The sequence below is a fragment of the Vibrio hyugaensis genome (assembly GCF_002906655.1).
GTDB classification, from domain to species: Bacteria; Pseudomonadota; Gammaproteobacteria; order Enterobacterales; family Vibrionaceae; genus Vibrio; species Vibrio hyugaensis.
In genome coordinates, this window is record NZ_CP025795.1 from 1,704,325 (window position 1) to 1,715,826 (window position 11,502).

Consider the following 11,502-nt stretch of genomic DNA (forward strand, 5'->3'; position numbering starts at 1 on the left):
GATATCGCTTTGGATAAGGTTGCAAGACCAGTAAATATTCCGAAAAAATCGATTGGACCCCTCCATCTCTCTAAACGGGTATTAATAACCCGGCACAAGCAACAAACCTAAAATCACTTTTATCTGTCTACTGACCTAAACAAGTATCACCAATACGCGCTGGGGCGATCTGGTCTAAGACTTTGTTTAACGCTTTCCAATCACTTGCCATCTTGTTGGCTTGCTCTTGCGTTAGCACCGTGCCATTGGCAGCAATGCGGTCGTGCTCCACCTTCGTGTAGTGGAAAATCGTCATATCGATCGCTTTGTCGTCTTTGTAAGCATTTTCCATGTTGACGACGTTCTTTTTGCTGTCATCGACAAACACGACGTCACTGAAACTTTGACCTGTTTTATCCAGAATGTACTCAAGCATGGTGCCCTTGTTCATTCCCGTGGTCATCATGACGCCGTTGATGTAACTCATCGGACGCTCAGGGTTATCAATATAAACCGGCAAAGATTCCGCCCCTTTTTCCTTAAGCGCGGTACGAGTCATATCGAATTGGTTACGCATTAACTCTCGTTCGGTCGCGTAACGATAGTTCGGAGAGCGAGACGTTAACGCCATAACCGTTAAGCCTTCATCTTGCCAACCACGAAGCATGGCAGGTACATCACTTTCAATGGTTTTCATCGGAACCAGTTCGTACAGCATGCCAATAGAGTCTTGGAACAGGCAATCTACTTTGTCAGATTCTTTTGGCTTCACATCGAGTTTGCCTCGTTGCCATTGGTACCAAATATCACCACCGATATCGGACGTTGAAGTCAGCAATGTGTTATCAATATCGACCACAATCAGGGGATTTTTTCCTGCTTGTTTGAGTTGGTTTACTTTAGCCGCAACGTCGTTAAAGCTGTTGGTATCTTTGACAACCACATCCGCCATTGCATTAGTAGCAAAAGACAGAGCGCAAAATAGAACCGCTTTTTTTAGCGTCATAGTATTTCCTTAGTTTGATTGTTTCGACTAGCTCGAGTTCGTCAAACAACACTTACGTTATAACATAACAAAAACACAGTAACTTGTTGTTACGTTCCGACTATATAGTTGATGTCCATCACATAAATGGGAGCAAGGTTTCATTTTGGAACTCCGCTCATCGGATCTCCCACAAAGTTTCAGTGCTTCAAGGCGCCAGCTTGCGACAAACAAAAAAAGAGCAGAGACGAATCTCTGCCCTTTTACCTGCGCTCAATGATTAAGCTTGATAGTAAACGCTTCTTCCCGACAAATTAGCGCTGTATTAACTTCTGTATGCGTTATTTCTTCGCGTGGAACATCGCTTGCCCACTCTTGTCCTTATTCGACCAGAAATTGATGTTGAACTGAGCATCATCGCTCATCTCAATACGGTGCCAGTACTGCGGTGGGCTGGTAGCAAACTGGCCTGCATTAATCACCACCACTACTTCTGCTTCTGTGGCGTGTTCATCAGCAAAGCCGTAGTAAGTCACTTGCCCTTCCATGACGCACAGCTGTCCAAACACTCCCTCAGCGGTATTGTGATGAGTCAGTAGCGCTGGTGGCACATTGCCTTTAGTGAAGAAAGGCGTTGAACGTTGAACAGTCCAGTCTTTAGGAATTCGTAGATGCGACATAATGATACCCTCTCTAATTACAATTCTTTTCGTGTAAATCGGTTAAGCCTGAGCGGCTTGAGACAACTCTCGAAGTAATGGAAATGCTTGCGTAACTTGTTCTCCCGTCACGACGAAGCCCATGAGTCGGCTATTTTCATCTTCTGCCTTCGCGGCAATGCCAGTTTGAGAAATCTGCACACTCCAACTCGTCACCGAACTAAAATCGCCCGCTAATTGAATTGGATAACTCGGTGTTTTCACCTTTACCATCATAGGCGGTAGTTTCAACTCTGCTTCTTGCCCCAGTAACTGTTTGCCTAACACATTGGCACTTAGCACGATCGGTTGGAGATACGGCATCATTCGACCTTGGATCTCAGCACAATCACCTAATGCAAACACATTGGCTGCTGATGTCTGTAGTCGAGTATCCACCTTGATGCCTTTATTCACGCTCAACCCACAAGCCTTCGCTAACCAAGTGTTAGCACGTAAACCCGCCGCTGAAATCACCACATCAGCTTCGATTGTTTTACCTTTGCTCAAGCTTACCACCAGCGAATCATCTGAATGATTGATCGCAACAACCCCAGTCTCCAAGGCAAGTTGAATACCTTGCTGCTTAAGTTGATTCTCGAGCGGCAATGCAACGAATTCAGGAATCAAGTTAGCGAGCAAACGGGGATTCGGCTCAACCACCGTAACCGCTTTACCACTGGTTGCGAGATCCATGGCGATCTCGACGCCGATCAAACCACCACCCATTACTAGAATTCGTTTCGCACGGCTGATTTGCTCTTCCGCTAATTGATATTCTTGTAGCGAGTTTAGCGTTATCACCTTCGGTGCTGCATCACCAGATATTGGCGGCACAAAGGCTTTCGCGCCTGTCGCAAACACCAGTTTGGAGTAAGGATAGGTTTGGCCGTTGGCTACCACTTGCTGAGCTTGCACGTCGACATGCTCAATCATGGTATGGGCGAACAGTTCGATGTTGTGTTCCTGTGCAAACGCCTCACCACTTTTAACCACTAAGTCTTGGGCAGTTTGCTTGTTGCTGAATACATGACTCAAATCGGGCTTGTTGTATTCCGCGCCATCATCAGCAGTAAACACTTGCAGCGGAATATGTGCGTCCATTCGACGCACTGTTTTCACCAATTGGTAAGCCGCAAAGCCGCTACCAATAATCACAATAGGTGCTTGCATATTTGCCCCCTTACCCGTTGTATTCGACAAAGACGTCTTTACCCAAGTGGCATTCTGGGCATAGGAAGTAATCTGGCACTTCAGACCATGCCGTACCCGGTTCAACGCCTTGGTTAGGCTCGCCTTTAGCTGGGTCATAAACCCAATTACAAACGGTGCAAACCATGCATTGACAATCTGCGGGATGCGCCTCGGTACTAGGGTTGCTAGGAGCAGCATCTACTGCCGCTTGTGTTGTCGATGGCGCAGCGGGTTGGGATTGAACTTGTGGTGCAGACGCCGCAATCGCCGGAGCAAGAACTGGGCTCGTCAAGTTATGCTTCGCCCACAATTTCGCGATGTTCTGACCATGTTCACGGCACTCACGCATCGCTTTACCATCTGGTCGCCATTTGGTTTTCAAACTCACTGCGGTTTCAAAGCCTGCGTCGGTCAATCGAGCATGGATACGGTCTACCGCACCACCATTCCACCCGTAGCTGCCGAACGCAGCGGCTTTCTTGGCTTTGAAGCGCAGACCGGTAATTTCTTCCAGCATGCCTGCGATCTTCGGCATCATGACGTTGTTCATGGTAGACGAACCAACCAAGATGCCTTTTGAGCGGAATACGTTGGCGAGAATTTCATTCTTATCATGCTTAGAGACATTAAAGACTTTGACCGCCACGCCAGGATCGACATCGTGAATACCTTGCGCAATTGCATCAGCCATCATTCGAGTGTTGTTTGACATAGAATCGTAGAAAATCGTAATGCGATCTTCTTGATAATTGTCTGCCCACGCCAAGTATTGCTCGATGATTTGAGCGGGATTATCGCGCCATACAATACCGTGTGATGTTGCGATCATGTCTACAGGCAGATTGAAGCTCAGCACTTCTTTGATTTTGGCTGTTACCAAGCTGCTGAATGGCGTTAGGATGTTTGAGTAGTAACGTAAACACTGCTCCATCAACTCATTTTGGTCCACTTCATCATTGAATAAGCGTTCATCGCAGTAGTGCTGACCAAATGCGTCGTTACTGAATAACACTGCATCGCCAGTTAGGTAAGTCATCATGCTGTCCGGCCAATGCAGCATCGGCGCTTCCACGAACACCAATTGCTTACCGTTACCAATATCAATGCTCTCGCCCGTTTTCACGGTTTTGAAGTTCCACTCAGGATGGTGGTGATGACCTACAATCGAATCAATCGCCGCTTCTGTACAGTAAATTGGCGTGTTCGGAATCTTCTCCATCAATGCAGACAATGCGCCTGAGTGATCTTCTTCAGCATGGTTTACTACGATAAAGTCGATAGACTTAAGGTCGATTTCCATTTCTAAATTTTGGATGAATTGTTGACTGAATCGATGATCGACCGTATCAATCAGTACGGTTTTCTCTTCACGAATTAGATAACTGTTGTAGCTGGTACCTTTTGTCATTTTGTATTCTGTACCATGGAAGTCTTGAACTTCCCAATCGCGTTGACCTACCCAGTGGATGTTGTTTTTTACGTGAATTGTCATAATTACTACCTTGAATGACGGGATAAACAAAAATAATTTCTTCTTGTATTGCACTGGGCGTGCCAACTTTTAATTGCTATATATTTCAACACTTTAATTAAAATCCAATTTTAACAACTGTCATTTATACACAGTTGAAAATTGTCATTAAGACACTACAATAGTCATATTGACACAATCGGTATTGGCTATGACTTCTTTAATCGCGCAATGGCTACACATCACGCAAGACCTTAACTCGGCGCTCACTCAACAGGCTCGCTTCGATACGTTATTAACCACGATTCGAGAGGTATTGAAGTGTGACTCTTCTGCCCTTCTTTTATATGAAGACCAGCACTTTAAACCTTTAGCAATCAATGGATTGGCGAAAGAAGTGCTTGGACGCCGTTTCTCCATTGAGCAGCACCCAAGATTAGAAGCCATTGCCCGAGCAGGCGATATCGTGCGCTTTCCCTCCGACAGCGACTTACCTGATCCATACGATGGCTTGATTCCAAACCACGATGACAAACTGCATGTCCATTCCTGCATTGGTTTACCTCTGCTGATCGACGATCAACTGATTGGTGCCATTACGATTGACGCCTTCGACCCCAACCAATTTGATGGGCTACGCAACCAAGAGTTACGTTTTGTCAGCGCGTTGGCAGCAGGTGGCCTACACACTGCACTCCTACTAGAACAACTAGAGACACAAGCGAGCCTGCCACGCGACTCTTACGCCGAGAAACGCACCTTAAGTAATGAAATCATTGGTAACTCTCAGGGGATGAAGAATCTTCAAGAGCAGATTGATGCAGTCGCCGATACTGAATTGTCTGTGCTAGTGATGGGAGAAACGGGCGTGGGTAAAGAGTTGGTTGCGAGCGCTATTCACCATCGCTCTAGTCGCTCTAGCAATACTTTGGTTTATCTCAACTGTGCGGCGCTGCCAGAATCAGTCGCGGAAAGCGAGTTGTTCGGCCATATCAAAGGCGCATTCACAGGTGCAATCAGCAATCGTAAGGGTAAGTTCGAACAAGCCGACGGCGGCACACTGTTTTTAGATGAAGTCGGCGAACTGTCGTTAGAGCTGCAAGCCAAGTTACTTCGAGCTCTACAATACGGCGACATCCAACGTGTGGGTGATGACCGCCATATTCGAGTCAACACACGCATTGTCGCCGCCACCAACCGTATTTTGCATGAGGAAGTCACCGCTGGTAGTTTCCGAGCTGACTTATATCATCGTTTAAGCGTTTTCCCGCTTCATGTTCCACCTCTTCGTAAGCGTGAAGACGATGTGGTGTTGTTAGCTGGCTTCTTTGCCGAGCACTTAAGAAGCAAACTTGGATTGAACAGCATTCGTTTGTCCCCCACTTTGGTGCTAGCACTCAAAGACTATTCATGGCCAGGCAACGTGCGAGAGCTTGAGCATGTCATTAAACGTGCTGGTGTTTTGGCAAAAGCGCGTACCCACGCCATGGACATTGAGTTAGTTGAACAAGATTTTGATATCCGAACGCCGAATCAGAACATTAATAACGTTGAAGAAACGGAACAAAACTCTCGGCCTGAGCTACCAGAAGGCGGATTGAAACCTGCCACTGACGCCTTCCAAAAAGCGATGATTGTTCGAGCACTGGAAGAAAACCAAGGCAACTGGGCAGCAACGGCACGTCAGCTTGAATTAGATAACGGTAATTTGCACCGCTTAGCGAAACGCCTAAGAATAAAATAGGGATTGGGTAAAAAGCGTGTGAGATGGTGGAATTCCGCAGGAAAATCGATGTTGCTTGTGTCAAAATGCGCCATCTCAATCGACAAGTCATAAAGTAATGAATTTTCAAGCTGCTATTTTTGACATGGATGGATTACTCCTCGATACAGAGCGAGTGTGTATGCGTGTCTTCCAAGAAGCATGTGAAGCGCAAAATCTTCCATTTCACAAAGATGTTTACCTTTCTATCATTGGTCGTAATGCGGCGGGCATCGAAGTGATTTTCCGTAAAGCGTATGGTGAAGACCTCGACCGTTTGCATAAAGAATGGCGAACCCGATACGATGCGGTTGTAAAGCACCAAGCGATACCAGTGAAAGACGGTGTGATTGAACTACTTGAGTGGTTGAAAGAAAAAGGCATTCCTACCGCTGTTGCAACATCAACAGCAAAAGAAGTTGCTCAGAAGAAGTTAGAATTGGCAGGTTTGAGCAAGTATTTCGATAACCTGACGACTGGTTGTGAAGTATCACACGGCAAGCCAGATCCAGAGATTTACTTGCTTGCCGCCAGTCGTTTAAACATCGACCCAAGTAAATGCCTAGCTTTCGAAGACTCAAACAATGGTGTTCGCTCTTCCGTTGCTGCCAACATGGTGACTTTCCAGATCCCAGATCTTGTTGATCCTTGTGAAGAAGTGCGCGCATTTGATCACGCTATTGTCCCTTCGCTACATGATGTATTAGCAGGATTAAAACAAGCGTAACTAATTTTCGCTCACCTATCCCCTAAAAACGCTCCGAATTCCGGGGCGTTTTTTTTATGAATAATATTTACCCAACTTTACATTTAATGCCATGGTGGCATTCATAATATTGATGGATAATCGCCTACATAACCACAAATAAAACAAGGATTACATTATGCTCAGCAAAAAGCCATTAACTTGGCAAACCATTACATTGCACTGGATAACAGGGCTTGCCTTTATCGGTGTATTCGCGCTTGGTCTTTACATGGTCGATTTGCCACGAGGGCCCGAGAAAGGCGAATGGTATGGTTTGCACAAATCGGTAGGTGCGCTCATTTTGATTATTGCTTCTATCCGTCTGATTTGGCGCTTAAAAGAAGGTGCTCTGCCACCTGCATCTGAAATGCCAGTTTGGCAAGACAAAGCAGCTAAAGCGGTTCACGGGATCCTTCTCCTAGCGACCTTGGCAATGCCTATCTCTGGTATAGCGATGAGCGCAGGTGGTGGTCGAGCCGTTGATATCTTTGGTTGGGTAATCATTGCTAAAGGTCCAGAAACCCCTTGGCTTAAAGAACTCGGCTCGACCGTTCACCACTCTGCGGTAGAAATCTTGATCTTTGTGTTTGCTCTCCACGTTGCAGGCGCAATCAAGCATCAAATCATAGATAAAGATGGCACGATTTCTCGCATGCTTGGTCGCTCATAGGCTTCTATTTAGAGACAAAAACGCACTCTCGATTGGGAGTGCGTTTTGCTTTTAGTTCACCAGCATTTCACTGGGCTCACGAGCATAATCATCCGTCACTTACTTCTTCTGCCAACGGTCGATCACAAGCGTCGCAACCAAATCCCCTTCTACATTAACTGCGGTGCAAAACGTATCCAGCGGTCTTTCTATCACCAACAGAATGGTGATTTCCTCTAATTGAATCCGGGCAATATCAGAACAATCTGCATACCAGACTAGAGCTATAAGGCATACCTAGTGCGTCCACTGAAGAGACCATCGCCATAATACAAAAAACAAAAAGCCATCACTTTACGGTGATGGCTTTGTTGATAATACTTAAATAATATCTCTTTACATCGCCAAGAGCGTTTCTTTCTCTTGAAAAAGCCTTTCGACTTCAACTCCACCATCCTTGATCTGCTCATACTTTTGATCATAAATCGGGCTGTACTTAATGATTAAACCCAGAAAAATAGGATGACTAAGAATTTTTTGTAAATCAATTTGGTAAAGGTAAACGTTGCCGTAATCCTTAGAACTGTCGATCAACGCTAGCTGCTCTGCCCCTAACGTTTCGTATAAAGACATATCTTCCCTGCCTCTTGCTGTAAAGAAAGCACTCTTTACGCTGAAATGGTATCGAACGACGTAGTTGAGAACCAAGCCAAACAATAGCTCGTAGTCATCTGAATTCTTAAAAAATGACAACCCGAAAAACAAAGCATCTTTGTCCGACTTAACCGCATACTCCTCGGCAGATAGCCCCAAAATTTCAAACAGAACACCAATCTCTTGATGAAAGTACATGTATGACTCAGGGAGTTTCTTTTCTACGTTCCCTTTATAGAATACATCGACAATGTACTGCTTATTGTAGTCATCAAAGTTCTTTAAATTTGATGACGTAATATTGATTTTAGACGTGTAATCACCATATATTTCATGGGCTTCGGAGTTACTGCCTTTAAAATGGCAAACTTTGGAATTAAGCTCAGGATTCAGAATAATCGCGTGATAATGGCTATTAAACTGATTTAGAAATTTTCTATATTGCGACTCTAAAGATACAGGTACTTTAGGGGCATAACACTGGTTTAGAAAAATATTTAAACATTTTGTTGCATGAGCAATAATCAATTGTCGACGAGGTGATGGTTTAGTTACACCATTCGTCCAACGACTCATTGTAATATTATCCAGTCCTTTGAATTCATCATATTCTAAATGAAGTTTAATTATTAATTCCTTCCTAGGAATCTTTTTAAATACTACTTCTTTTAAGAATTCATGAAACTTTAACATTAAAATCCCCTTCGGAGATCATTACCAATCGTAAAAATACAATTATCAACAAACAAAAAATTAATACCAGGAAATACGATAAAGAATAGAAAAAAAGGAATATTCCTACATTTAACGTAAGAAAATAAAACGCCACCACAAAAATGGGTCTACTCTCATGTTTAAATTCTGATATTAAAAAATCAGATTTTTATTTATACTTGACCAACAATTTTAAAATGGCTAGGAAATATAATCTATTTGAACATAACAACCTGATTTGGATAAATTAAATCTGGATTACTTTTGAACTTAGGATTCAAGAACAAAAGATCTTTTAAATATATCTTACAATCTCGTGCAATTTTAGACAGCGTATCACCATAAACAATAACATAAGGGTCAATGCACACTCGATGATGGCTAATATCACTCTTATTATCTTTCAAGAATGTGTCACTATTAATCAGAAGGACTTCCCCTTGAGGAACAAGGTCTTCAACTTCTTCTTCCAGTGAGGCCGTTCTTGACTCATCAAAGTCAGACAACTTAAACTTTAAACCCGCTTCAACAAAGTAATCCCCATAAGGATTAGAGCGACTAAATTTACTTTCAACAAAAATATCAAAGTAATTCGATAATGATACTGAAAATCCTAGTCCCAACTTGCTTTCGACTCCACTATCAATAAAGTCTATTCCGATTATTGGATAAATCGAGTAGATGTCATCAAACTCATACATGTACCCAGCTTCCAACCCAAAGTAACGCTGGAAGTAACCATTAGATGAGTGGTGCATTTGCCCCTTAAGCAAATAATCATCTAACGTATAATCTATAAAGTAACTGTAATAGCTATTATTTTTGTCTGTATTTGGGTCTTCTTTTATATTGTAAAAACCTGTTGATACACCAATATTAGCCGACTTTTCATACCCAAACACGGATTGAGAAGACATTAAAACAAGTAGAAGTGAACTATAAATCCAATTCAAACCGAACGGTAACTGCATCTCTGTAATCTCCCTCATTTACATCTCCAAAATAAAGATCTTCAAAAGAGAAAACCAGATCAAAGTCCAGTGTTTTTCCAACAAATGGAATCTTCGACGTCGCCTGTTTTAGCTCTCCAACCTCAACAATATTATTGTTCACACATCTCGAACAAAATAAACTATATGGAATAACATCGGTTGAAGCCGTATGTTCCAATTCAAACTTGTCAGCGGTCCCTGAAGAGAAGACCTGCATCTTAATGCCTGGCTCTATGTGGCCTGAAATACTAATCTCATAGGTCGTCGTCCCTGTAACACTGTGATTACCCGTATCATATGAAAGAGAAAATATTCCATCACCAGCCACGTCCACAGCCGAAATAAAGGACGGTTTATAGTCAATAGTAAAGACCGTCGTATCATTGTAACTTTGGTAAGTGGTCGTCGTGCCATATTTCATATAGTAAGTAATAGGCAAACTCACCGTTGCATAATAAATACCCGATGGGGCATTTGCTGCTTTGAAGGCTTCGACAAGATTATCCAACTTGTACGAGCTCCTATAAAAGTCAAACGGCTTGTATTTTCTAGTCGCATTTAAGTCATAGCTAGCACGACATGTACTGTTGTCTCTTAAGATGAACTGACTTCCGGCTGAACTTTCATAACTGCAAGTATCCGCGTTTGAATTGTTCGTTACGCTGAAGGGACTCGCTGTACTAAATTGAACCCCTGTATGCTGGAACGTCGTGGTTACCTGAACCCCAGTTGTTGAGCTAAAAGTGAGCGTTGAAGTCGGACTCTTTTGAAAGCTTGGGTTCCAACTATGAACAGGCAACAAATTAAATGAGCTACTAGGCTGCCAGATCTGCTGTACGACCTCTCCCCCAACAACGTTGGCGTTCATCCAAGTGACTTCGCTACCAACCACTTTAGCGGTAATGTTGTTAGAGGCATAAGCCAACCCTGTATTTAAGCTAGCTATCGCAACGAGTGACAGGCTATATAGATACTTGTTCATTAATACTCTCATTTGCATTTATCACCCTGATAACAATGTTCTTCTTCCCGACGTAATTTGCAGGTAGCTTGAATACTTTTTCTGAGCCCGCCAATAGCTTGTATTGGTAAATGCAATTACTTGAGAACCCTTTTTCACACGTATTAATTACAGCGTTTAACATAGTGTTACTCTTATTCGTGAACTTAAACTCTTTGTTATTGACACGCTTAATTTCGTAATCTAACTGCACTTCAGAAGCGGGATCCATGAAGTAGATACGGTATCCAAAAGCAACTGAAACCGCAGAATCTTCCCCCTCACCTACATAAGGATATGGGTTAACATCAACTGCATAGACTTGGTCTTCATTGAATTGACATGTTTGCTTAGCACAATCGTTTCTCATTCGAACCGTTCTAGTTTCACCATCCTTTAAAATTATCTGACTAGGTGATACAGAGAAGGTCCAATTCGATAAGTTATCTTTGTTTACCTTAGTAACGATTTTCTCTCCATTAACATAAGCAACTTGCGCAAGTTCGAGGTTTATGAACATGTCTTTGCCATCGTTATTCGTAATAGAAAAATCAGCAAAGTGCTCTTCGTTTGCAACTTCAAACAAACTGCTTACAGCAACCGCGTGAGTTAGAAAGCTCGTTAGTGAAGTTAATAATAAAAATAATGTTCTCATG

The 11,502-nt window shown here is 43.1% G+C and carries 11 protein-coding genes and 1 pseudogene; 3 read left to right on the plus strand and 9 right to left on the minus strand.

Annotation, left to right across the window (positions count from 1 at the left end; translation table 11 throughout):
• Positions 1 to 127 precede the first annotated feature (127 nt).
• The 4 genes from C1S74_RS24735 to norV form a co-directional block, all read right to left on the minus strand.
• Entirely contained in the window at positions 128 to 985 is an 858-nt protein-coding gene (locus C1S74_RS24735) for a DUF2608 domain-containing protein (protein ID WP_039839931.1), read from the minus strand.
• A gap of 320 nt (positions 986 to 1,305) precedes the next feature.
• Complete coding sequence (locus tag C1S74_RS24740) at positions 1,306 to 1,644, minus strand: TehB family protein (protein ID WP_045398593.1); 339 nt, start codon at positions 1,642 to 1,644, stop codon at positions 1,306 to 1,308.
• Positions 1,645 to 1,686: 42 nt separating this feature from the next.
• Complete coding sequence (gene norW / locus C1S74_RS24745) at positions 1,687 to 2,835, minus strand: NADH:flavorubredoxin reductase NorW (RefSeq protein ID WP_045398594.1); 1,149 nt, start codon at positions 2,833 to 2,835, stop codon at positions 1,687 to 1,689.
• Positions 2,836 to 2,845: 10 nt separating this feature from the next.
• A complete protein-coding gene (gene norV / locus C1S74_RS24750; RefSeq protein ID WP_045398596.1) occupies positions 2,846 to 4,348 on the minus strand; it encodes an anaerobic nitric oxide reductase flavorubredoxin in 1,503 nt (500 codons plus the stop codon).
• Positions 4,349 to 4,538: 190 nt separating this feature from the next.
• On the opposite strand from norV, the gene norR reads away from it, so the two are divergent.
• The 3 genes from norR (at position 4,539) to C1S74_RS24765 (ending at position 7,507) form a co-directional block, all read left to right on the plus strand.
• Positions 4,539 to 6,071: a nitric oxide reductase transcriptional regulator NorR gene (gene norR, locus C1S74_RS24755; RefSeq protein ID WP_045398598.1), complete on the plus strand. Its 1,533-nt coding sequence runs from the start codon at positions 4,539 to 4,541 to the stop codon at positions 6,069 to 6,071.
• Positions 6,072 to 6,168: 97 nt separating this feature from the next.
• The gene (locus tag C1S74_RS24760; protein WP_045398599.1) at positions 6,169 to 6,816 is read left to right on the plus strand and encodes an HAD family hydrolase; all 648 of its coding nucleotides are present in this window, start codon (positions 6,169 to 6,171) and stop codon (positions 6,814 to 6,816) included.
• A 157-nt stretch (positions 6,817 to 6,973) separates the two neighbouring features.
• A complete protein-coding gene (locus C1S74_RS24765) occupies positions 6,974 to 7,507 on the plus strand; it encodes a cytochrome b (protein WP_045398601.1) in 534 nt (177 codons plus the stop codon).
• A gap of 99 nt (positions 7,508 to 7,606) precedes the next feature.
• Here the strand turns inward: C1S74_RS24765 and C1S74_RS24770 are convergent.
• The 5 genes and pseudogenes from C1S74_RS24770 to C1S74_RS24790 form a co-directional block, all read right to left on the minus strand.
• Positions 7,607 to 7,832 (minus strand): annotated as a pseudogene (locus C1S74_RS24770) (cation:dicarboxylate symporter family transporter); the annotation flags it as partial.
• A gap of 50 nt (positions 7,833 to 7,882) precedes the next feature.
• Complete coding sequence (locus C1S74_RS24775; protein WP_045398602.1) at positions 7,883 to 8,833, minus strand: hypothetical protein; 951 nt, start codon at positions 8,831 to 8,833, stop codon at positions 7,883 to 7,885.
• Positions 8,834 to 9,069: 236 nt separating this feature from the next.
• Positions 9,070 to 9,825 (minus strand): LysM peptidoglycan-binding domain-containing protein, encoded by a 756-nt coding sequence (locus C1S74_RS24780; protein WP_045398604.1) that lies wholly within the window; start codon positions 9,823 to 9,825, stop codon positions 9,070 to 9,072.
• Entirely contained in the window at positions 9,791 to 10,828 is a 1,038-nt protein-coding gene (locus tag C1S74_RS24785) for a hypothetical protein (RefSeq protein ID WP_045398605.1), read from the minus strand. Before C1S74_RS24785 ends, C1S74_RS24780 begins: the two co-directional genes overlap by 35 nt.
• On the minus strand, positions 10,809 to 11,501 hold the full coding sequence (locus C1S74_RS24790) for a hypothetical protein (RefSeq protein ID WP_045398607.1): 693 nt from the start codon (positions 11,499 to 11,501) through the stop codon (positions 10,809 to 10,811). Before C1S74_RS24790 ends, C1S74_RS24785 begins: the two co-directional genes overlap by 20 nt.
• Position 11,502: the final 1 nt, after the last annotated feature.